Consider the following 21,510-nt stretch of genomic DNA (forward strand, 5'->3'; position numbering starts at 1 on the left):
CCCGCGACACAAATCTCTCCACGTCATGCCCGGCCTTGTCCCGGGCATCCACGTCTTTCTTCTCTTGAGGCCAACCACGACGTGGGTGGCCCGGGCAAGCCCGGCCATGACAGCCGGACTGTTCCTCACGCGAACCGCGGAGTGATATAAGCCTTTCATGTCCAAGCCGGGCCCGATCAGCGCAAAACCCCTGTCCATCCTGCTCAGCGACGTCTTCACCGACGCTTACGCCAAGCAGGGGTTCGCGGCGCGCGAGCTGGTGACGCGCTGGAGCGAGATCGCGGGCGCGCAGATCGCGGCGCATTGCGAGCCGTTGAAGATGCAGTGGCCGCGGCCGGTGGAGGGGCAGCCGCAGGAACCGGCAACCCTGGTGCTGCGGGTCGAAGGGCCGATGGCGCTGGAGATCCAGCATTCCTCGGATGTCATCCTCGAGCGGGTGAACCGCTTCTTCGGCTGGCATGCGGTCGGCCGCCTGACGATCAGGCAGGCGCCGCTGTCGCGCCGCCACCGGCCCAAGGTCTCCCGTAGGCCGGAAGCGAAGGCGGTCGCCCGCGTCTCCGAAACCCTCTCGGCCGTGGAGGACGAGGATTTGCGCGCGGCACTGGCCCGGCTGGGCGCCTCGATCAAGCGAAATTGAGGTTTTTCGACGGTTTGGCGGCAACATCCCGCCATTGCCACAATGGCCGTTTCAAGCTAGCGAAGGCTTCTTTTTCTGGACCACTGTATTTCGGCGTGAATGCGCCAATCCGGGAGCACACCTTGATCATCACGCGCCGCGCTTTCACCACCGCTCTCTCGCTGACCGGGCTTGCCGCCCTCGCCGGTTTCTCGCCCCTCGGCCTGATCACTGACGCCTTTGCGCAGAGCGCGGCCGAAGTTGCAAAGCCGCAGTCGTTGCCCGACATGGCGCTCGGCCCGCAGGACGCCAAGGTCACCATCACCGAATATGCCTCGATGACCTGCCCGCACTGCGCCAACTTCAACGAGGCGGTGTTCCCGAAGATCAAGTCGACCTATATCGATTCGGGCAAAATCCGTTATGTGTTCCGCGAGTTCCCCCTCGACATCAAGGCCGCGGCCGGCTCGATGCTGGCACGCTGCATCGCCAGGGACGACGCGCCGAAATATTTCGCGGTGATCGATCTCCTGTTCCGCCAGCAGAACGACTGGGTGGTGAAGAACACCACGGAGACGCTGACCCGGATCGGCAAGCAGGCGGGCCTTAGCCAGCAGCAGGTCGAGGACTGCCTGAAGGATCAGAAGCTGCTCGACAAGATCGCCGCCGACCAGAAGTATGCCAACGAGGTGCTGAAGGTCAATTCGACGCCGACCTTCTTCGTCAATGGCGAGATGGTGAAGGGCGAGACCTCGTTCGAGGAATTCAGCAAGAAGATCGATTCGCTGCTGAAGAGCTGATTGGCCCCTTACAGCGTCGTCGAGCGCGGCGGATGTCGGTTCGCGTGAAACCGACACGTCAGAACCAGAGCACGATCCGGAAAAGTGTGTAGCGGCTTTCCCTCGCGACAAACGCGGGGCGCTTGCACGCAGGCCATGCTCAAACAAGGTAGCTAACGCGCGATGACGATCGAGCCCAATCCCATCGCGCGTTAAATCTCTGCTTTTTGCGCGTTTTTCTTTACGCATACCGGTGTCCACTTTGCTCGAAAGCGCCTCCAAGCCGCTTCGCCCAAAGGCGCCACTGCAATCGACGTGCGAACGCTGGTGTCGCCGGGAGGCCCCAGGCTGCCGCTATCCTTTGTTATCGTTTGGTGGCGCGATGACCGCATGCTTCAACCCAAGCGTGGCCACTGCTTTCTCAGACAGTCCGAAATTGTTTGCCACCATGTGACGTGGCGCCTTTGCGAACCAGTCTGACAGGCTGCTCTCGTTGTAGATACCATTGTCGAGGACAGCGACGATTTCCGCGTCCTCGGATCCGGTATTCTGAATCGAGTGCCCGCAGTTAATTGGAATGTAGGCGCAATCACCTGCGGAGACCTCTGCCACGGCCATGCGCTTATCGGTCGCAAACAAGGTCACACGAGCGCGTCCCTTCAATACGTAGTGCCATTCGTTGGCATTTGCGTGCCAGTGCGGTTCATGCATCGCGCCGGGCTTCAATTTGAGGACGAGGCCGGTCATTGAGGCCGACATCGGAAATTCCTTCGCCGAAGCCAGATAGAGTGCGCCTCCGGCTGTGGTAATCCGAGGCTTTTGTGACATGAGGGCATAACGATGGGTCTGATCGCGATCGAGCGGCCGCGCGGCGTGCGCCTGAGGACCATCGACCGGCAAGACGTCGCCCTGCATGATATAGGTCTCGCCCTTTGGCATTTGTGCGAATACATCGGCGGAAACGCCAAGCGCCTGTGAAAGCGTGGGCGCGTCGTAGCGGCTCATCCAGTCGCTGACACCGAACGTTCCGTGCTCCCCATAACTCCCATCGTCAAAGGCGAGTATGGCGTGACAAGGTTCAGAACCAAGCGTCTGGATCGCGTGGCTATGACCTTTGGGGAAATACCAGAGATCTCCCGGCGCGAGATTTGCGACCTCGATCCGATCTTCCGGATCGACCACCGCAATCTGGCAATGGCCGTTGACGATATAGGCCCACTCAGCCGAATTGTGCCAATGCATTTCGCGGCAGCCACCGGCGTTGATAAAAAGGTGCGCGCCCGCGATACCGGTCGCGATCGGGAGGCTGCGCGTTGTGATTTCACGGGCCCAACCGCCCGATGTCGCCTTGATCGGCCCCTTGTCGAGCGACGTCGTGAAGGTGACCGGATCGCCCGGCTTTCTTGGGATCGTTTTCAAATAGTCCGAAGCGGGTGACACGTCATATCCGGCGGCGTGGCCGTCGGCGTTGGCCGCGAGGGCTTGCGAGCTAGCCAAGGCGCCAACGCCGAGTCCAACGGCTTGCACGAAGAAGCGGCGGTCTGTTTCGAGCATGATACGTGCCCAGTCTGTTTTTGTAGGTTCAGAATTATATTGCGCAGACGCGCGCGAACCGCATCACGTTCAATCGAGAGAACCTTGCTGTTGCCACACGATATCTCTACCGAGCAAAGGTCTGGCGACTTCACGCGCTTGGTGTTTCGAAATGCAAGGCGCCTCATGGATTTGGGCGCGAGCTAAAGCGCTTCTGCAGACATCCCCCATCGATCACTCTGTCGCTATTGTAAGAATTGCTTCACAGCGCCGTTGCATTCTCGGTCGCCACGATCAGCTTCCGTCCCTGCATGCTGACAGCATCGCGAACGATGGCACGACGTTCCGCAATTGATGTGATACGCGCCAGCGGCTTCCGAATGTGGTTCGAAAGGAATTGGCGCACCTGGGTATCGTGACGGGAGCCTTTGCGGTTCCGCTGGCTCAAAAACCGCGGTTCCAGCGTCATGTCTTGACGCGTTTCTTCCGGCGAACCGGTATCCACGCCGCTCGAACCCGCTTTCTCGTATGTCGCCGTACCGGCGCCTCGGTCCATCGAAGCGGCGATTATCGACGCACGGCCGGGCAAGGCGCATCAATTCGCTGTTGAAAACCTGATTCGCGCGAAGCGAATCTCGACGGCCGATAGCTGCCGCATAACCATCACAAAACCCTTGGGAAAAGCTGCGTCAAGCGGTTGCCCTCGCGCGCGGGCCTCGCCATTGTCCCGCTCCCTGAGAGCTGCACGCAGCGACTCACCCACACCGACATTGCCTTCTATGGTACTGTCACGGCAGGGAGATTCGCGCCCGGCCAACCGAGATCTGTGTTCATGAAGCTCACGCGCCTCCGCCTGCACGGTTTCAAGTCATTCGTTGAACCCACCGACTTCATGATTGAACCCGGTCTCACCGGAGTCGTTGGGCCGAACGGCTGCGGCAAATCCAATCTGGTCGAGGCGCTGCGCTGGGCGATGGGCGAGACCTCGCATAAATCGCTGCGCGCCGCCGACATGGATGCGGTGATCTTCGCCGGTTCCGGCAACCGCCCGGCGCGCAACCACGCCGAAGTCGTGATGACGATCGACAATTCCGATCGCGCGGCGCCGGCCGCCGTCAATGACAGCCAGATCCTCGAAATCTCCCGCCGCATCGAGCGCGAGGCGGGCTCCGTCTACCGTATCAACGGCCGCGACGTCCGCGCCCGCGACGTGCAGATCCTGTTTGCGGACGCCGCCACCGGTGCGCGCTCGCCGGCGCTGGTCCACCAGGGCAAGATCGGCGAGATCATTCAGGCCAAGCCAGAACAGCGCCGCCGCGTGCTGGAAGACGCCGCTGGCGTCGCCGGTCTGCACGCACGCCGCCATGAAGCGGAACTGCGGCTGAAGGCGGCCGAAACCAACCTGACCCGCGTCGAGGACGTGATCGGCCAGTTGAGCGGCCAGATCGACGGGCTGAAAAAGCAGGCGCGCCAGGCGATCCGCTATCGCGAGGTCGCGGCCAAGGTGCGCAAGTCGGAAGCCATGCTATTCCACCTGCGCTGGCTCGAGGCCAATGCCGACGTCAATGACGCCGCGCACACCCACGATCTCGCCGTGCGCGAGATGGCCGAGCGCACCCGCGAGCAGGCCGAAGCCGCCCGCATCCAGGCGATCCGCGCCTCGGAACTGCCAGCGCTGCGCGAGGCCGAGGCGCGCGCCGCCGCCGGGCTGCAGCGCCTGACCAATGCGCGCGAACTGCTCGACCGCGAGGAGCAGCGCGCCAAGGAACGCGTCAGTGAGCTCGATCGCCGATTGACGCAGTTTGCCGCCGACATCGCGCGCGAGCAGCAGCAGACCTCGGATGCCGACATCGCGCTGCAACGGCTCGACGCCGAAGACGCGGAGCTGAAGGAAGAGATCAAATCGCGCGTCGAGAAGCGCTCCGGCGTCGATGAGCGCGTCGCGGAAGCGGAAGCCATGCTGGCGGGGACCGAGCGCCAGTTCGCCGAACTCACCACGCAGCTTGCCGACCTCACCGCGAAGCGCAACCAGCTCGAGGCCGGCGTGCGCACCCATCGCGACCGCCTGGCGCGGCTCGATCAGGAGATCGCCAACGTCCAGGCGGAGGAAGCGAGGCTCGCGCAGGAGACCGGCAGCCTCGGCGACATCGACGCTCTCGCGGCCACCGTGGAGACCGCGCAGCAGACGCTGCTCGAATCCGAGGCCGCGGCGCAGGCGAGCGAAGCCCATCACGCCGCCGCCCGGCAGACGCTGGAATCTTCCCGCAACCCGCTGGCGGAAGCCGAGAAGCGCGTGCAGCGGCTCGAGACCGAAGCCAGGACCATCTCCAAGCTCGTCAACAGCGAGACCAAGAACCTGTGGCCGCCGATCATCGACGGCATCACGGTTGCCAAGGGTTATGAGAAGGCGATCGGCGCCGTGCTCGGCGACGACCTCGACGCGCCGGTCGATCCCTCCGCGCCGATGCGCTGGACCAATGCCGGCGTATCCAGCGATGACCCTGTCCTGCCCGACGGCGTCGAACGCCTCGCCGATCATGTGCAGGCCCCGCCGGAACTGGCGCGGCGTCTGGCGCAGATCGGCGTCGTCGCGAAGGACCGCGGCGCGGCGCTGGTGTCGCAGCTCAAGACCGGCCAACGACTGGTGTCGCTCGAAGGCGACGTCTGGCGCTGGGACGGCTTTGTCGCCGGCGCGCACGCGCCGACCGGAGCGGCGCGGCGTCTCGCCGAGCGCGCCCGCCTCGTCGATATCGAGCATGACCTGGAGCAGGCCCGCGGCGACGCCGCGGTCAAGCGCCAGGCACTGGAGACGGCTGAAGCGGAGCTGCGTTCGGCGTCGACCGCTGAAGCTGCGTCCCGCGAAGCGGTGCGTGCCGTCCGCCGCGAGGCCGATGCCGCGCGCGAGCGCCATGCCGCGACCGAGCGTGAGATCAATCGTCACGCCGCACGGAAATCGGCGCTGACCGAGGCGCACACCCGTCTCGCGGCCGACCGCACCGAGGCTGAAGCCTCCCATGAAAGCGCCGCTGCCGCGCTGACCGAGCTGCCGCCAAGCGTCGAGACCGAGACTCAGCTTGCCACCGTGCGCGCCGAGATCGACAACCAGCGCCGCGCGGCCGCGCAGGTGCGCGCCGAGGCGCAGGCGCTCGCCCGCGAGGCCGAACTCGCCGACCGCCGCGTGCAGGCGATCCTCGCCGAGCGCAATGAGTGGCAGAACCGGAAGGCGAGCGCAGCCTCCCAGGTCGAAACCATCGAGGCGCGCATCACCGAGGTCTCGGCCGAGCGCGAGGAACTCGCCAACGCGCCGGAGGTGTTTGCGGAGAAGCGCAGCGCGCTGATCTCGGAGATCGAGCATGCCGAGAGCGACCGCCGCATCGCGGCGGATGCGCTCGCGACCGCCGAGGCCGCAATGGCCGAGACCGACCGTACCGCGAAGGCCTCGCTCGAAGCGCTCTCCAGCGCGCGCGAGGCCACTGCACGTGCCGAGGAACGCATGGAAGGCACTCGCCGCCGCCTCGCCGACATCGAGCGCGAGATCCACGACATGCTCGAAGTCGAGCCGCAGGCAGTCGCAGGCCTCGCCGGGATCGAGCCGGGCATGGAATTGCCGCCGGTCGCGCAGATCGAGGAAGAGCTCGAAAAGCTGCGCCGCGATCGCGAGCGGCTGGGCGCGGTCAATCTGCGCGCCGAGGAAGAGCTGAGGGAGGTCGAGACCCAGCACACCGCGCTGACCACCGAACGCGACGACCTCGTCGAGGCGATCAAGCGACTGCGCCAGGGCATTCAGAGTCTCAACCGCGAGGCGCGCGAGCGTCTGCTGACCTCGTTCGAGACCGTCAACAATCACTTTAAGCGACTGTTCGTCGAGCTGTTCGGCGGCGGTGAGGCAGCCTTGCATCTGATCGAGAGCGACGATCCGCTCGAAGCGGGCCTCGAAATCATCGCCAAGCCGCCCGGCAAGAAGCCACAGACGCTGTCGCTGCTGTCGGGCGGCGAGCAGGCGCTTACCGCGCTTGCGCTGATCTTCGCCGTGTTCCTGACCAACCCGTCGCCGATCTGCGTGCTGGACGAAGTCGACGCGCCGCTCGACGATCACAACGTCGAACGATTCTGCAACCTCCTGCATGAGATGACCGGTTCGACCGAGACGCGGTTCATCATCATCACGCACAATCCGATCACAATGGCGCGAATGAACCGCCTGTTCGGCGTCACCATGGCCGAGCGCGGCGTGTCGCAACTGGTTTCGGTCGACCTGCAGGGTGCGGTTGATATCCTCGACCAGAACGTGGCGTAGAATCGCGCCGAGCGACCCCAACCATTGACGTCATCATCCGCGAAGGCGAATGATCCAGCACGCCGTGCCTATCGTGTGACTCACGTCCGCCTCGGCGTGCCGGGTGCCTCGCATCCGCCGGGGCATGACGAGGAAGCGATGGTCTCACCCGATCTCCCCGCCGAACTCAAGGCGGCGCTCAACGCCAAGCTCGAGGGACTCTCGCGCAGCGATGCGGCGAGCCGCGCTGCGGTGATCTCGAAAGTTTATCGCGAAGGCGGCGGCTCGGGCACGATCAAATCGGAGACCGATGCGCTGGCCTATGCGCTGGCGCGGATGCCGGCAACCTACGCGGCCGTCATCGCAAGCCTCAATGCGCTCGTCGAGATCAGGCCAAATTTCGCGCCGAACAGCCTGCTTGATATTGGCGCTGGTCCCGGGACAGCGACATGGGCTGCCGCAGAAGCATTTCCGTCCTTGCAACACTTCACCCTGCTCGACGCCAACGACGCCCTGCAAACGCTCGCGCAGGCACTGTTTCGCGACAGCACGCGGCTCGGCGGCGTGGTGTACCAGCTCGGGCAGGCTCGCGCCCTGCTCGCCGAGACTGAAGCAGCCGATTTCATCGTCGCCAGCTACATGATCGGCGAGATCGGCGATGCCGACCGCGCGGCTCTTACCGAGACGCTGTGGGCCCGGACAACAGACACCCTGCTGGTCGTCGAGCCCGGCACGCCGGCGGGCTACGCACGGATCATCGCGCTCCGCGCCCAGCTGATCGCAGCCGGCGCTCATGTCGTCGCGCCCTGCCCGCACGATGGCGCATGCCCGCTGGCCGCGCCTGATTGGTGCCATTTCTCCCAGCGCCTGCAGCGCTCGCGCGCGCACAAGCAGGTCAAGGGCGCCGAGGTGCCTTTCGAAGACGAGCGATTTGCCTATGTCGCGCTGACGCGCGCACCGCTTCCGCAGCGACCGTCGCGCGTGCTGGCGCAAACCTTGGTCGGCAAGGCCGAGATTTCAGCGAAGCTTTGCACGCGCGAGGGTCTTGCTGTCAAAAAAATCCCTCGTCGCGCCAAGGCCGACTACGCCCTCGCCCGGCGCTGGCGATGGGGCGATGCCGTCCAAGCATCCGATGCGGGACATAGCGAATCCAAAGAAATAAATTCTCATTGACGACCCCATCACCTGGCTGCCGCCAACCGCGAACCACCAAGGCGGTTATATTCGGCGAGAAAATGGTCATTTGGCAAATGGCCGTCGCTATTGCGCGAGTATTCCTTCCTCAAGCCATTGAGAAAGAACATTTCATGCGCGCGCTCGTGCTTGGCCTCGATAGGGCCGCGTGACTCCAATTCGAAGAGCCCATGGACGTGTCCGGCCACAGTTTCAGAGACGTTGATCCGTCCCGCGACTCCGAACGTTTCCATCAAGCGCGCGGTGTTGACTGCATCACCCCAGATGTCGAAGGTCATCCTGCGGCTACCGACCACACCGGAAATGACGGGTCCAGTGTGGATGCCGATGCGCAATTGCACAGAATGTTCTCCAATGCCTTCGGATCGCGCCTTGAATTGGGTCCGCATCTCCAGTGCGGCCAGGCAAACGTCGATCGAGTGGCGCCGATCGGGTGAAAGCACGCCTGCTACCGCCATATAGGCGTCGCCCATGGTCTTGACCTTCTCGAGGCCGTATCGGACGCCGATTTCATCCAAAGCCGAGAAATACGAGTCGAGAAGACTGATGAGACGCGCCGGCTCGGTCCGTTCGGCCAGCAGCGTAAAGCCCTGGATATCCGCGAACAGGATGGTTGCCGACCGCGTGTATTTGGGCAGCACCCTGCCGTTCCGCTTCAACTCGTCGGCGACTGGTGCCGGCAAGACATTGCGGAGCAGCTCCTCGGCTCGAGCTTTCTCGGCAGCGGCCTCAAGTCTCGCCTGCTCCAACTCCCTGATGGCCCGGCCACACTCAATCAGCTTCCGGCGGAGTTCCAGTTGCGCCAATACCTGGTGCGATAGCCGTCGCAGCGATTCGGTCTGCTCGAAAGTGAGCTGCCGTGGCTCGAAATCCATCACGCACAGTGTTCCGAGCGCATAGCCTTCGTCGGTAATGAGCGGCATCCCGCAATAGAAGCGGCAGGGCGGCTCCAGCGTGACCATCGGGCTATTCTCGAAGCGAGGATCCCGCCTCAGATCGTGAACGACCAGCAGCTCGGTGCCACAAATCGTTGTCGAGCAGACCGCGCTCTCACGGGGGGCGTCAGTTACTTCAGCCGGCAAACCATATCTTGCCTTGAGCCACCGTCGGTCGTCATCGATGAAACTGATATAGGAGACTGAACAACCACAGATTTGCGCCGCTAGCTCGGTGATTTCATCGTAAGCGGTTTCCGGCGCACTATCGACGATGTCGAGCGCTTGCAAGGCAGCCAACCGTTCAGTTTCGTTTGCCGGTACCGGCAACGGCATAGTCGCTCTCCGTGGCCGAGAAGCTAGGACGGACCTCGCTTTCCAGAAAGCAGGCGGTGCGACCGCTTTGTTCAGACCATCTTGTTCATTTGGGAAGTGCTGTAGCTGCGGCAAGTGGCGTTCCACCAATGGAGCAACTCCGGTTCCACTACCGCTCAATCTCGCGGAACGTTGCGGCGTCGGGCGGGTTCACTCCCGCTGGACAATGCGTCGCCCACCGATCTGCGGAGGGAACTGCCATGAACAGCAGTACGAGCCGTGACTTTTCGCGATTGAGCCCGCTTTTTCGGGCGTCGGGCACCGGACCCACGCTCGACGTGCTTGGTGTGACGCACAGCTACAAGGCGATGGCGAGCGAGACCGGCCAGCAATTTTCGGTGTGGGAATCGATCGTACCGCCAGGCCGCGGCGCGCCGGCGCACACGCATACCCGTGAGGACGAAGCCTTCTATGTGCTGAGTGGCGAAGTGCTTGTCGAAGTCGAAGGGACCGCCAATCCATTACGTCTCGGCACTGGCGCATTCCTCTTTGCCCCGCGCCATCGGCGCCACGGCTATCGCAATGTTGGCATCGATACGGCTCGCCTGCTTGTGTTCGCAATGCCAGGCGCTGGGCTCGATCGCATGTTCGCCGCTTTTGACGAAGTGGGAAAAAGGAGCGGACATATGCCCGCTGTTGACACCATTGCTGCAATCGCTGAGCAGTATGGTATCACCATCCATCCATAGGCCGGCTGAAAGGATGAAGGCCACGACTCCTCTGCCGCGCAGCCCGCCGCGTGTCAAAACTAACTTCGGGAATGGTCTTCAAGAGCCTGCTAGGCTGCTTCCACCAGAGGTTTCGTCATCTCCTCCACCGCGGGCACCAGCGACGGTGCATCATAATCCCGCTCAGCGAGCCGATTTACGAGTTCTCGCAGCCTTGGTGGTAAATCAGCGTAATTGTCTCGCAGAGCGTAGCGTAATCTCTCGCCAATTTCTTCGCAGATGGCGCGCGCGTGTTCAGACGCAATCTGATGACGGTCAGTCATGGACGTGGACTGCTTGTGAGGATGGAGAGTCGTCAAGCTGCATTTCCGCGACAGCAGATCCGCCATACGCGCAGCCGATCAAAACGAGAATCCGGACAATGTTGAGCACGGGTCGCTCCCTTTTCTCATCTTTCAATAGCAGGAGGTCGTTGCCGTGTGATTAGGGAAACTGGTTCTCACGAGCTTTAGAGGAGTGGTAAACGTGAGGTTCAGAGCGCTTGGCGCATCTCGCTGCAACGGCGTAATCGGGCAGAGCCGCGAAAGTTGTCCCGAACCCCGCCACGAAGCCGATGATTTGAGCAAGGTCCATCGATCCTCCTCCCACGGCGATCAGGGAAAGTTTGTCCGCTGAGAGCGATGCAGTTGTCGGCGTCCGGATAACGCTAGGCGGCGTCAGCGGGATCGAGCAGTTCCAAGGGTCTCGAACAGCGTCTGTTGCCACCAATCGCTTTCAACCTGATCGAGTACAGCGAGATCGAGCATTGGCCGCAAGGCACTGCTTCTCGGTAGCACGATCGCATAACTCTCGCTGCCGAAGCTGGTATCGACGACACGGACCGAACTCGAAAAGTCGTTCCGAACCATCCAGGTCAGTAGCGGCTTGTCATGGACAAAGGCATCGATTTCGCCGCCTTGCAACGCGGAGAGGCCGGCTTGTATGTCTGGATATGTTCGAAAGGAAAGCCGTTGACGGCCGAGATAGTCGGTCGTCGCGGAGCTCGCGACCGCGCCGACACGCACGGAGCGCAGGTCATTGAAGCCGTGAACGGCGCCCTCGAGCCCTCTGCGCGTCAGGGTGGAAGTGATACCGGCGGTGAATACGGCGATTGCGATGACGGAAGCGATCATCCATCCCATTGCGACGATCCGTCCCGGGAGGGTTGCCGGGGCATTCTGCGCGGCTCCGGCCTGGGTCATGGCTATCGTCGACCACCAGAAGCTGGTGCCGAGTCCTTTGGCGCCACCACTGAAGTGCTCCGTCTTCCGCCGCTCCAGCACCCAAATGAGGAAGCCGACCGCCATTGCGAAACCGAGCAACACCCCGACCGCTTGGAAGAAGCCGAAGGAAAGAAGCGCTCGCCCGATCGCGACCCACGGATTTTCATGAATCGGCACGGCAACCCCGAGCCCGGTATTGTAAAAGGGTTGAGTAAAATCGACGCTACGTGCACGCGCGGCAGTCACTGTGACGGCGGCAACACCGGCGTCGAAAGTGCCGTTCGCGACGCCATCCAGCAGGTCGGGGACGGTCTCGGTCTCGACCAAGCGAAAGCGCAGATGCTCCCGGTCAGCGATCCTTTTCCAGAGCGCAATGCTGATACCGCTCCACGCTCCATCCGGTTGCTTCATCGCAAACGGTGGTGCCGCCTTGGTCGCCACCACTAATTCCTTGTCAGGAGCCGGTCTCTCCTGGGCGTGGAGCACGCTGAGGCCAAACGCAAGCACGGCCAGCAACACGAGGTATGATGAGGCAGGTCGAGGCGACGATGTCGTCGGTTTGGATCGAGAGCCCGGACCCTGCCGGTCCGCGCAATCGATGGCGATCCGGCATGAGACGTCTTCCTTCAGGCGCGGGCTTTGCGGGGCTGACAGAAATTCATCGAACGAATTCATTGTGAACCTCGATGCATATCTCAATTCTCAACCCAAGCACGGCTATTTGCAAATTCAACGGATGTCTTGACGAAATGATCCTGATGTCCGCCCCTCTCAACCTTTGCGCGCGCACTCATGGAACGCCGGTAAGGGACAGCGCCAGGGTCGTTCCGTAGTTCACCGGCCGGATTTCCCCCGGCGGGCTGCCGTGCGCCCGGTTTTGCGCTACGGTGCCGCCGTCTCGTCCCCATCAGGAGATGCCTCATGTCGACCAGTTGGATCGTAATCGGCGTCATCGTCCTCCTCGTGCTGTTTGCGTTCGGCGCGTACAACCGCCTCGTCGCGCTCAGCCAGCGCGTCGGCCAGGCCTTCGCCGACATCGACGTCCAGCTCAAGCAGCGCCATGACCTGATTCCGAACCTGGTCGAGACCGTGAAGGGCTATGCGGCGCACGAGCGCGGCACGCTTGATGACGTGATCAGGGCGCGCAATTCGGCGATGTCGGCGCAGGGGCCGGCGCAGGTCTCGGCTGCAGAGAACCAGCTCTCCGGCGCGCTCGGCCGGCTGATCGCACTGTCGGAGGCCTATCCGGATCTGAAGGCCAACGCCAATTTCCAGCAGCTTGCCTCCGAGCTTTCCGACCTTGAGAACAAGATCGCCGCCAGTCGCCGTTTCTTCAACAACGCGGTTCAGGAATACAACACCGGCATCCAGCAGATGCCTGCCGCCCTGTTCGCCGGCATGTTCGGCTTCACCCGCAAGGACTTCTTCGACCTCGGCGCCAGCCGCACCGAAGTCGAGGTGGCGCCGAGCGTGAAGTTTTAGGGCGCGCGACGTCCTCCGGCGAGAGGCAGCTTCCTCATGGCCGCCTACGGTCTCTACACGCACATCGCGTCGAACAAGTTTCGATCGATGCTGCTGCTCGGCGGCCTGTTTCTCCTGATCTACGTGCTGGTCTACGCCGGCGCACTGGTCGCGGAGGTGATAACCGATAGCAGCCGCCCGGCCGACTACTACCTGACGCGGGCCTCGCGCGATCTCGTCTCGGCCTTCCCTTGGGCGACGATCGCAGCGGCCGCCTGGGTCGCGATCGCTTATTTCTTCCATCAGAATATGATCGACGCCATCACCGGCGGCGAGGCGGTGACGCGGCTACAGGAGCCGCGGCTCTACAATCTCCTGGAGAATCTCTGCATCTCGCGCGGCATCCCGATGCCGAAGCTGAAGATCATGGACAGCCCCGCCCTGAACGCCTTCGCGACCGGGCTGAATCCGCGCCAATATGCCATCACCGTCACCACGGGCCTGCTGAGGGCCCTGAACGACCAGGAGATCGAGGCCGTGCTCGGCCACGAGCTTACCCACATCAAGAACGGCGACGTGCAGTTGATGGTGGTCGCCGTGATCATTGCAGGCGTGGTCGGATTCTTCGGCGAATTGTTCTTCCGTGCCTTCACCAATCTGTCGTGGAACTCAACCGGCGGCGGTTGGTCATCGTCGTCCTCGTCGTCATCCTCGTCTTCGTCATCCTCGTCGGACTGCGGCGGCAAGAGCTCCGGCGGCGGCGCGATCATCGTGATCGTCATCGCGGTTGTGCTGATCATGCTGGCCTGGCTGCTATCGCAGGTGGTCAGGCTCGCGCTGTCGCGCTCGCGTGAATTCCTCGCCGATGCCGGCTCGGTCGAGTTGACAAAAAATCCCGATGCCATGATCTCGGCGCTGCGCAAGATCGAAAACCGCGGCGAGTTGCCTGGCGCCACCTCAGCGGTGATGGAACTTTGTGTCGACAACCCGCGGGAAGGCTTCGCCGATCTGTTCGCAACCCACCCGTCAGTGCAGTCCCGGGTCGACGCGCTGGTGAACTACGCCGGCGGGCGCGATCCCGGACCGCTGGCGCCGCGTGAGGACACCTCCGAGCCAACGGACGCACAGACGCCGCCGTCCGAAGCGACGGATCCATCGCCGCGCGGGGGTCCGCGGGGCGATGCCACCGCGCCGGGCGCACCGCCACCTCTGCCGGCGCCAGGGCCAGCGCACGGCCCTTGGGGCCGTCGTTTCTGATCGCGCCGCGAGCCTCTCTCATTCCATTAAGAAAATCCCCACTAAACCCACGAGCGACGCCTTATGGAATTGAATTATCCCTTGTTTCTGCCATGTTCGCGCCCAAAGCAGGTACGGGGACCTGCCGATCGCACTCGCGATCGGGGGCGCGGTTAAGGGAATTCCATGGCAAAGCCAGTTGTGATCGTGGTGGGCGCCGATAAGGGCGGGGTCGGCAAGACCACCGTCTCGCGGACGCTCCTGGACTATTTCAGTGCCAACAACGTGCAAACCCGGGCGTTCGACACCGAATCGCCGCGCGGCACGCTCAAGCGCTTCCACCCCGATATCACTGAGATCGTCGACATGACGACGACCGCAGACCAGATGAAGATCTTCGATACGTTGAATTCGGGTCCCTCGGTCACCGTCATCGACGTCCGGGCCGGGCTGCTGTCGCCGGCGCTGGCCTCATTGCGCGACATCGGTTTCCTCGATGCGGCTAGGTCCGGCCAGATCACGTTCGCCGTGTTCCATATCCTGGGTCCCTCGATCGCCTCGCTGGACGAAATCGCCGAGACCGCGAATTTCATGCAGGGCGCGAAATATTACCTGGTGAAGAACTTCATCAACGACACGCAGTTCTTCCAGTGGGACCAGGCGACCTACAATTCCTACTTCCACCGCATCAAGGACGCCGTCGACCTCACGATCCCAAAGCTCAACGAAATGGCCTATGAGCAGGTCGAGGTCTCCTCGGTCCCGTTCCTGAAGTTCGTCGCCAACAAGGGCATGAATGACGACGCCGCGAACTACTCCTTCGTGCTGCGCGGCTACGTCCGCCACTGGCTCGCGAACGTCTGGAGCGAGTACGACCGGATCAAGCTGACCGACCTGGTCGGCGCCAAGTCGACGACCCGCGCCAGCGAAAAATAGTTGCGTGCGGGCCCGCGACGGGGCTGGATTGGGCGCGGATTTCGCCTGATATAGCGGGCGATGTCATCTACGCCTGTCTACATCATCTGCTCGCCCCGCCCGCAGGTCGGCAAGACGCTGATCGCGCGGCTGCTCAGCGAGTTCCTGCTGCTCAAGAACGGCGGCGTGATCTCCTTCGACGTCAATCTGAAGGAGCCGTCGCTGCTAGACTATTTGCCGCGGATCACCGAAACGGCCGACGTGATCGACACCTACGGCAAGATGCAGCTCATGGACCGCGTCATCATCAATGACGGCACCGCCAAGGTAATCGACCTCGGCTACCATGCCTTCGATGAATTCTTCAAAATGTGCGACGAGATCGGGCTGATGAAGGAGGCGCTGCGCCGCCGCGTCGCGCCGGTCATCCTGTTCGTCGCCGATACCGACCGCGTCTCCGCGCGCGGCTTTGAGATGCTGCGCGGCCTGATCCCGTCGAACGCGCTCGTCGCCGTCGACAATGAATTCGTGGTGCGCGGCGAGCTGCCGCCCGCGATGAGCCGCGGCCGCGTGCTTCGCTTCGGCGCGCTGCCGGTGTTTTTGAAAACCTATATCGATCGCCTGAGCTTTTCCTTCACCGGCTATCTGCGCCAGGAAAAGGATTCGTCGACCGAGTTGCATCAGTGGATTCGCAGGAACTACACCACGTTCCGCGATCTCGAACTGAGCATGCTGCTGCAAAGGTCGTAACTTTCCCCTCTCCCCGTTCTTCACGGTGAGAAAGTCGGGGCGAGGGCCAGTTCCGCAGATTCAGCTGTCGGCGCTGTGCGCGGAAGGTCCCCTCACCCGGCGCATTCGCGCCAACCTCTCCCCGCAAAGAGCGGGGCGAGGTGACTTTCAATGCCCCTCGAACGCCATCAGCGTCCGCACCGGGACGTCCATCGCGCGCAATTTTTCCGCGCCGCCGAGATCGGGCAAATCGACGATGAAGCAGACTGCGACGACGTTGGCGCCGATCTGGCGCAACAGCTTCACCGCGCCTTCCGCGGTGCCGCCGGTCGCGATGAGGTCGTCCACCAGGATCACGCGCTCGCCGGGCTGCACGGCGTCCGCATGCATCTCCATCTCGTCGATACCGTATTCGAGCGAGTATGCGATCCGCACCGTGGTGTGCGGCAGCTTGCCCTTCTTGCGGATTGGCACGAAGCCGGCGGAGAGCTGATGCGCCACCGCGCCACCGAGGATGAAGCCGCGCGCCTCGATCCCTGCGACCTTGTCGATCTTGGAGCCGGCCCAGGGATGCACCAGCTCATCCACCGCGCGGCGGAAGGCGCGGGCGTCCGCGAGCAGCGTGGTGATGTCGCGAAACAGGATGCCCTTCTTCGGGTAATCCGGGATGGTGCGAATGGTCGACTTGATGTCCTGGTCAAAGGTCATTTGTGTCTCGCAATCCTCAATTGGCTGGCGGGTTAAGCCGGAATGCATTTTCGACAATCCGCAGTCCTACCTCGCCGCCGAGCGACATCAGCGACTCCGGATGGAACTGCACACCGGCGACCGGCAGCGTCTTGTGCTCGATCGCCATCGCGACGCCGTCTTCGGTGGTCGCGGTCACGGTCAGCACATCGGGCACGCTGTCGCGCTCGACGAAGAGGGAATGATAGCGGCCGATCACGACCTCATTGGGCAGGTTCTGCATCAGCCGGCCGCCGCGCACCTGGACACGCGCGGGCCGGCCGTGCGCGGGCTGGCCGAGCTGGCCAAGCCGGCCGCCGAAATATTCGCCGATCGCCTGCACGCCGAGACAAACGCCGAAGATCGGCAGCTTCTTCTCGAGCGCCGTGCCGATGGTCTTGGCGATGCCGAAATCCTCGGGGCGGCCGGGCCCGGGCGACAGCACGAGCAGGTCCCAGCCGGTCCGCTTCAGCATGTCCTGGGCGTGGATGTGCCGGACGACGGTGACATTGGCGCCGACCTGGCGGAAGTAATCCGCCAGCATGTGCACGAAACTGTCGTCATGATCGATCAGGAGCACGTTCCTGCCGGAGCCGGTGGCATCTGGCGCGAAGTCCGACAGCGGTTTTGGCGGATCGCCGCGCAGCGCCTGGAACAGCGCCGCTGCCTTGACCTGGCATTCACGGTCCTCGGCCGCCGGATCGGAATCGAACAGGCAGGTCGCGCCGACCCGCACTTCGGCGAGACCGTCCTTCATGCGGATGGTGCGGATGGTGAGGCCGGTGTTGATGCTGCCGTCGAAATTCACGCAGCCGATCGCGCCGGCATACCAGCGCCGCGACGAGCGCTCATGATCCTCGACGAACTGCATCGCCCACAATTTCGGCGCGCCGGTGACCGTTACCGCCCAGGCATGGGTGAGGAATGCATCGAGCGAGTCGAAGCCCGGCCGCAGCATGCCCTCGACGTGATCGACGGTGTGGAACAGCTTTGAATAGGTTTCGATCTGCCGTCGCGCCAGCACCTTGATGGTGCCGGGCACACAGACGCGTGCCTTGTCGTTGCGGTCGACGTCGGTGCACATGTTGAGCTCGAACTCGTCCTTCTCCGAATTCAGGAGCTGGCGGATCTGTTCGGCATCGCCGATCGCGTCCGAGCCGCGCGCGATCGTGCCTGAGATCGGGCAGGTCTCGACCCGCCGCCCATCGGAGCGCACGAACATTTCGGGAGAAGCGGAAACGAGAAACTCGCCCTCGCCGAGATTCATCAGCGCGCCATAGGGCGACGGATTGATACGGCAGAGCCGCTGGAACACTTCCGCAGGCGAGCGCTCACAGGGCTCGGCGAAGAGCTGGCCAGGCACCGCCTCGAACAAATCGCCGCGGGCAAAGGCCGCGCGCGCGACCTCCACCGTGGCCTGATATTCGCCGGGTGCGTGATCGGCAAAGCCCTGCCGCGATGTCTTTTGATAGACGCTCTCGGATGTGTCGCGCGGCAGATTTTGCGTGGACTTGTCCTTCCAGGCAAAATCGTAGCTCAGCAGCACACCGCGCCCGGTGGCGCGGTCGTAGGCGAGCAGGCGGTCCGGCACGTAGAGCACAATGTCGCGCTGGTCGGCCTCGCGCGCGCGCTTCTGCACGATGTCCTCGATCTGAAACACGAGGTCGTAGGCGAAGGCACCGAACAGACCAAGCAGCGGATCGCCGCTGTAGGAAAACGCCGCCACCATGTCGCGCACCAGCGACATTGCGCTGGCGCGGCGGGTGCGCTGGTCCTCCTCGACCGGCGCGGCGCCGCGGATGATGTGGCCGGCAAGTTTGGTGGCGCTCCTTTCTGAGATGACGACGCAGGGCTCGTGCAGGACGTCGCCGAGGAAGGCAATCAGCACCTCTCCGCGCGCATTGAGTGCCTGGAGCGAGAAATTGGTGCCCGCGGTCTCCAGCACCAGCGGCGGATCGGAGAATCCCAGGTCAAAGCTCTCATAGCGCCCCGGCACGGTCGTGCCCGAGGACAGCACGACGCCGCGTCGCCGGTCCAACAGCGCGATCAGGTCGTCGAGGCGGTTGGCGCCGCCGGTGAACTGCTCGACCACGCGCGTAACCGCAAGGCCACGCTCGGTGAGGTATTCGCTTCTAGCCGGCAGGGAGAAGACTGTCCTGTTCATGTGATCCTCTTAAGAAACTTGCCGAGAGAGCGCCACACACAGGACAAACGAAGGGACCGCCGCACTGCGATGGCGACCTTCGACGACTTTGAGAAATGAAATCGCACCGGCCACCTGTCAGGAGGTGGGCCACCACGGACGGGATGGGTTGATCGCGATGCACATGGGCGTAGTCACACCATCCGGCGGAAGCCGTGTCAAGGGATGGCCCTGCCCCGCCTCGGTCGGATCGCACTTTCGGGATTTGAAAGGGGTGGAATCCGCGTAGGATTTGCCTAAATGGGGGTCGGTCGACCGCCCAGAAATCAGACAGCAGGCGGAGGCGCGCAGATGACGATTTTGGGTCTCGGATACGCCGGGTTCGGATCTGACGCGCTCGACGATTGGCGGCAGTTCGGCACCGGCCTCGTCGGGCTGCAGGCGATCGAGCACGGCAATTCGCTGCTCGCATTCCGAATGGACGACCGCAAGCAACGCATCTTGATCGATCGCGCGCTCGGCGAAGGCGCGCGCTTCTTCGGCTGGGAGGTGGCGGATGCGGCCGCACTCGACGCGCTGGCGGCGCGGCTGGAGCGGGCGGGCGTCGCCGCGACCGCCGAGCCCGCCTCGCTCGCCGACGCGCGGCGGGTGCGCGGCCTGATCTCGTTCCGCGATCCGGCTGGCAATCGCCTGGAGGCGTTTCATGGCGCCGAGATCGCCGACACGCCCTTTGAGCCTGGGCGCGCGATCTCGGGTTTTCGCACCGGCCCTCAGGGTCTCGGCCACGCCGTGCTCACCGTTGAGCGCATCGAACCCGTGATGGCGTTCTATGTCGACGTGCTCGGGTTTGGCCTCAGCGACTACATCGAAAGACCGTTCCGCGCCTATTTCTTCCACATCAACGCGCGCCACCACAGCCTGGCGCTGATCGAGACCGGCAAGAGCGGCATGCATCATCTCATGGTGGAGTTGTTCTCGCTCGACGACGTCGGCCAGTCTTACGACGTCGCGATGACGGAGGACCGCGTCAACGTCACGCTTGGCCGTCACACCAACGATCTGATGACGTCGTTCTATGCGAAATCACCGTCATCCTTCATGGTCGAGTGCGGCTGGGGCGGCCGCGAGATCGATCCGGCAAACTGGACGCCGGTCGAGATGCATGACGGCCCAAGCCTGTGGGGCCATGAGCGCGTCTGGCTCTCGTCGGAAGACCGCGCGGTCGCGCGCGAGATGCGTATGCGCGCAGCCGCTGAAGGCAAGCGCGCGCCGGTGCAGGTGATGGAAGGCAATTTCAAGCTGATGTCGGGCACGTGCCCGTGGTGGGACGGGGTACGCGGGGCATAGCCACCAGGTTCTCGCCGCGCCCGAGGAAGCACGGATTGCTGCGGCACGCGCTTTTCCGGATCATGCATCAGCGCGCCAGCCATTCGGCGACGAGCTTTTGCGCGTCGCGGCGTGCATCGGCGTCAGTGCCGATATGGCCGCCCTCGGGCAGGGTCGCATCCGCGGAGCTGCTAATGGCGTGCAGCGGCAGGTTGGCGCGGTCGAAATCGTGATAGGCATCGGGATACACCACGATTCTGGCGAGCGCGCTGCGACCGCGCGCGCCGTCGACCATTTGGTGGCAGGCGGATGGCGAAGAGACGTCGTCGCGACCGCCGATCAGGACCAGTGTCGGCACCCGCGTGCTCCAGCCGAGACCCGACGACGAGCGACAATCCGGATAGAACGCGACCGCGGAACGGAAATCGGGTTCCGCACCGCGCGAAAGCAATTGCGGCCGTACCGCCCACAACAGCGCACCGCCGCCGTTACCCCAGCCGACCAGGCTGATGCGATCATGCGCCACCCATGCCTGCTGTATCAGCCAGCGCTGCGCCGCGTTGATGTCGGCGACCCGTTCGCGGCGGATCTGGACTTGGCGGTCCCGCACACCGCATTGGGGGCCAAGCGCGCGCGAGCCGTAGCTGTCAGGCAGCAGCACCGCGTGACCGGTGGCGAGGAGCTGTTCCGCCCACTCGCGATAACGGGGCCGCACCGCCTCGGCGCGGCCAGCGAGACCGCCGCAGCCATGCAGCGCAATGACCGTTGGAAACGGCCCATCGCCGGGGGGCCGATAAAGTTGCGCATGCAGGGTGACTTTGCCGTCTGGAATCTCGACCTGATGCGGGGCCGGCAGCGGCGCAGCGGCGGCGACGGGCACGGCAAGTATCGCTACGAACATCACGAGCGACTTAAGGCGCATCCGATCCGGCCGTGTCGTTGTGGCGCTGGATAGACGTCGAACCATGCGCGCAACGCTACCATGCGCTCCCGCCGCCAAATGATCACAAGTCGGTGGTTTAACGGACGGACATGGTCCCCTATCTGTGCTACACAGCTTCATGAACATTCAGTAAGCCTCGTGCGAGGCAACGCGGAGAGCTCAATCGTGCTGAACAAGTTCGGTCCCTCGGGCCATGGCGAGGCGCAGGTGCAGTATCTCGACGGCGATTTCCGCGTGATCTCGCCCGGGACCTACGTCCGCTGCGCGATCACCGATGCGCGGATCCCGCTCGACGAATTGAAGTACTGGAGCGTCGACCTGCAGGAGGCTTACGCCGTTCCGAGCGCCGTGCTGCAGCGCCATTTCCCCGGCGCGCTCAAGACGCAGAGCTAG

The 21,510-nt window shown here is 63.5% G+C and carries 18 protein-coding genes; 11 read left to right on the top strand and 7 right to left on the bottom strand.

What is annotated here, in order from left to right:
* Nucleotides 1–157: 157 nt before the first annotated feature.
* Both JQ553_RS26735 and JQ553_RS26740 read left to right on the top strand, forming a co-directional pair.
* A complete protein-coding gene (locus tag JQ553_RS26735; protein WP_212503031.1) occupies nt 158–637 on the top strand; it encodes a DUF721 domain-containing protein in 480 nt (159 codons plus the stop codon).
* A gap of 122 nt (nt 638–759) precedes the next feature.
* Nucleotides 760–1,416, top strand: a complete 657-nt coding sequence (locus JQ553_RS26740; protein WP_212503032.1) for a DsbA family protein — start codon at nt 760–762, stop codon at nt 1,414–1,416.
* Between the two features lie 333 nt (nt 1,417–1,749).
* Here the strand turns inward: JQ553_RS26740 and JQ553_RS26745 are convergent, their stop codons facing one another.
* Nucleotides 1,750–2,949, bottom strand: a complete 1,200-nt coding sequence (locus JQ553_RS26745) for a cupin domain-containing protein (RefSeq protein ID WP_212503033.1) — start codon at nt 2,947–2,949, stop codon at nt 1,750–1,752.
* Nucleotides 2,950–3,190: 241 nt separating this feature from the next.
* Nucleotides 3,191–3,433 (bottom strand): hypothetical protein, encoded by a 243-nt coding sequence (locus JQ553_RS26750; RefSeq protein ID WP_212503034.1) that lies wholly within the window; start codon nt 3,431–3,433, stop codon nt 3,191–3,193.
* Nucleotides 3,434–3,760: 327 nt separating this feature from the next.
* Here JQ553_RS26750 and smc point away from each other — a divergent pair, with 327 nt between their 5' ends.
* The gene (gene smc, locus JQ553_RS26755) at nt 3,761–7,225 is read left to right on the top strand and encodes a chromosome segregation protein SMC (protein WP_212503035.1); all 3,465 of its coding nucleotides are present in this window, start codon (nt 3,761–3,763) and stop codon (nt 7,223–7,225) included.
* 138 nt (nt 7,226–7,363) lie between these two features.
* Nucleotides 7,364–8,377, top strand: coding sequence for a small ribosomal subunit Rsm22 family protein (locus JQ553_RS26760; RefSeq protein ID WP_212503221.1), 1,014 nt, complete (start codon nt 7,364–7,366; stop codon nt 8,375–8,377).
* A gap of 8 nt (nt 8,378–8,385) precedes the next feature.
* Here JQ553_RS26760 and JQ553_RS26765 read toward each other — a convergent pair whose 3' ends face one another.
* Nucleotides 8,386–9,669, bottom strand: coding sequence for an adenylate/guanylate cyclase domain-containing protein (locus JQ553_RS26765; protein WP_212503036.1), 1,284 nt, complete (start codon nt 9,667–9,669; stop codon nt 8,386–8,388).
* A 239-nt stretch (nt 9,670–9,908) separates the two neighbouring features.
* On the opposite strand from JQ553_RS26765, the gene JQ553_RS26770 reads away from it, so the two are divergent.
* Entirely contained in the window at nt 9,909–10,397 is a 489-nt protein-coding gene (locus JQ553_RS26770; protein WP_212503037.1) for a cupin domain-containing protein, read from the top strand.
* A 695-nt stretch (nt 10,398–11,092) separates the two neighbouring features.
* Here the strand turns inward: JQ553_RS26770 and JQ553_RS26775 are convergent.
* The gene (locus JQ553_RS26775; protein ID WP_312015204.1) at nt 11,093–12,079 is read right to left on the bottom strand and encodes a transporter substrate-binding domain-containing protein; all 987 of its coding nucleotides are present in this window, start codon (nt 12,077–12,079) and stop codon (nt 11,093–11,095) included.
* A 480-nt stretch (nt 12,080–12,559) separates the two neighbouring features.
* Between JQ553_RS26775 and JQ553_RS26780 the strand changes: the two genes are divergently transcribed.
* The 4 genes from JQ553_RS26780 to JQ553_RS26795 all read left to right on the top strand — a co-directional run bounded on the left by JQ553_RS26780 (nt 12,560) and on the right by JQ553_RS26795 (nt 16,000).
* A complete protein-coding gene (locus JQ553_RS26780; RefSeq protein WP_212503038.1) occupies nt 12,560–13,120 on the top strand; it encodes a LemA family protein in 561 nt (186 codons plus the stop codon).
* 36 nt (nt 13,121–13,156) lie between these two features.
* Nucleotides 13,157–14,356, top strand: coding sequence for a M48 family metallopeptidase (locus JQ553_RS26785; protein WP_212503039.1), 1,200 nt, complete (start codon nt 13,157–13,159; stop codon nt 14,354–14,356).
* A 165-nt stretch (nt 14,357–14,521) separates the two neighbouring features.
* Nucleotides 14,522–15,271: a hypothetical protein gene (locus JQ553_RS26790; protein ID WP_212503040.1), complete on the top strand. Its 750-nt coding sequence runs from the start codon at nt 14,522–14,524 to the stop codon at nt 15,269–15,271.
* Between the two features lie 60 nt (nt 15,272–15,331).
* Entirely contained in the window at nt 15,332–16,000 is a 669-nt protein-coding gene (locus JQ553_RS26795; RefSeq protein WP_212503041.1) for a hypothetical protein, read from the top strand.
* A gap of 147 nt (nt 16,001–16,147) precedes the next feature.
* Here the strand turns inward: JQ553_RS26795 and JQ553_RS26800 are convergent, their stop codons facing one another.
* Nucleotides 16,148–16,687 (bottom strand): adenine phosphoribosyltransferase, encoded by a 540-nt coding sequence (locus tag JQ553_RS26800; RefSeq protein ID WP_212503042.1) that lies wholly within the window; start codon nt 16,685–16,687, stop codon nt 16,148–16,150.
* Between the two features lie 16 nt (nt 16,688–16,703).
* The gene (locus JQ553_RS26805; RefSeq protein WP_212503043.1) at nt 16,704–18,869 is read right to left on the bottom strand and encodes an anthranilate synthase component I; all 2,166 of its coding nucleotides are present in this window, start codon (nt 18,867–18,869) and stop codon (nt 16,704–16,706) included.
* Nucleotides 18,870–19,199: 330 nt separating this feature from the next.
* Between JQ553_RS26805 and JQ553_RS26810 the strand changes: the two genes are divergently transcribed.
* Entirely contained in the window at nt 19,200–20,195 is a 996-nt protein-coding gene (locus JQ553_RS26810; RefSeq protein WP_212503044.1) for a VOC family protein, read from the top strand.
* A gap of 67 nt (nt 20,196–20,262) precedes the next feature.
* On the opposite strand, the gene JQ553_RS26815 is transcribed toward JQ553_RS26810, so the two are convergent.
* A complete protein-coding gene (locus tag JQ553_RS26815; RefSeq protein ID WP_212503045.1) occupies nt 20,263–21,096 on the bottom strand; it encodes a dienelactone hydrolase family protein in 834 nt (277 codons plus the stop codon).
* 186 nt (nt 21,097–21,282) lie between these two features.
* Between JQ553_RS26815 and JQ553_RS26820 the strand changes: the two genes are divergently transcribed.
* Nucleotides 21,283–21,510, top strand: a complete 228-nt coding sequence (locus tag JQ553_RS26820; RefSeq protein ID WP_212503046.1) for a DUF2093 domain-containing protein — start codon at nt 21,283–21,285, stop codon at nt 21,508–21,510.

Source organism: Bradyrhizobium lablabi (genome assembly GCF_018131005.1).
Classification (GTDB): domain Bacteria; phylum Pseudomonadota; class Alphaproteobacteria; order Rhizobiales; family Xanthobacteraceae; genus Bradyrhizobium; species Bradyrhizobium lablabi_D.

What these genes read in the sequence shown, in the direction of transcription:
- JQ553_RS26735 (WP_212503031.1), top strand. Translation starts at nt 158, where the DNA reads ATGTCCAAGCCGGGCCCGATCAGCGCAAAACCCCTGTCCATCCTGCTC.
- JQ553_RS26745 (WP_212503033.1), bottom strand. Translation starts at nt 2,949, where the DNA reads ATGCTCGAAACAGACCGCCGCTTCTTCGTGCAAGCCGTTGGACTCGGC.
- smc (WP_212503035.1), top strand. Translation starts at nt 3,761, where the DNA reads ATGAAGCTCACGCGCCTCCGCCTGCACGGTTTCAAGTCATTCGTTGAA.
- JQ553_RS26760 (WP_212503221.1), top strand. Translation starts at nt 7,364, where the DNA reads ATGGTCTCACCCGATCTCCCCGCCGAACTCAAGGCGGCGCTCAACGCC.
- JQ553_RS26765 (WP_212503036.1), bottom strand. Translation starts at nt 9,669, where the DNA reads ATGCCGTTGCCGGTACCGGCAAACGAAACTGAACGGTTGGCTGCCTTG.
- JQ553_RS26770 (WP_212503037.1), top strand. Translation starts at nt 9,909, where the DNA reads ATGAACAGCAGTACGAGCCGTGACTTTTCGCGATTGAGCCCGCTTTTT.
- JQ553_RS26780 (WP_212503038.1), top strand. Translation starts at nt 12,560, where the DNA reads ATGTCGACCAGTTGGATCGTAATCGGCGTCATCGTCCTCCTCGTGCTG.
- JQ553_RS26785 (WP_212503039.1), top strand. Translation starts at nt 13,157, where the DNA reads ATGGCCGCCTACGGTCTCTACACGCACATCGCGTCGAACAAGTTTCGA.
- JQ553_RS26790 (WP_212503040.1), top strand. Translation starts at nt 14,522, where the DNA reads ATGGCAAAGCCAGTTGTGATCGTGGTGGGCGCCGATAAGGGCGGGGTC.
- JQ553_RS26795 (WP_212503041.1), top strand. Translation starts at nt 15,332, where the DNA reads ATGTCATCTACGCCTGTCTACATCATCTGCTCGCCCCGCCCGCAGGTC.
- JQ553_RS26800 (WP_212503042.1), bottom strand. Translation starts at nt 16,687, where the DNA reads ATGACCTTTGACCAGGACATCAAGTCGACCATTCGCACCATCCCGGAT.
- JQ553_RS26805 (WP_212503043.1), bottom strand. Translation starts at nt 18,869, where the DNA reads ATGAACAGGACAGTCTTCTCCCTGCCGGCTAGAAGCGAATACCTCACC.
- JQ553_RS26810 (WP_212503044.1), top strand. Translation starts at nt 19,200, where the DNA reads ATGACGATTTTGGGTCTCGGATACGCCGGGTTCGGATCTGACGCGCTC.
- JQ553_RS26815 (WP_212503045.1), bottom strand. Translation starts at nt 21,096, where the DNA reads ATGCGCCTTAAGTCGCTCGTGATGTTCGTAGCGATACTTGCCGTGCCC.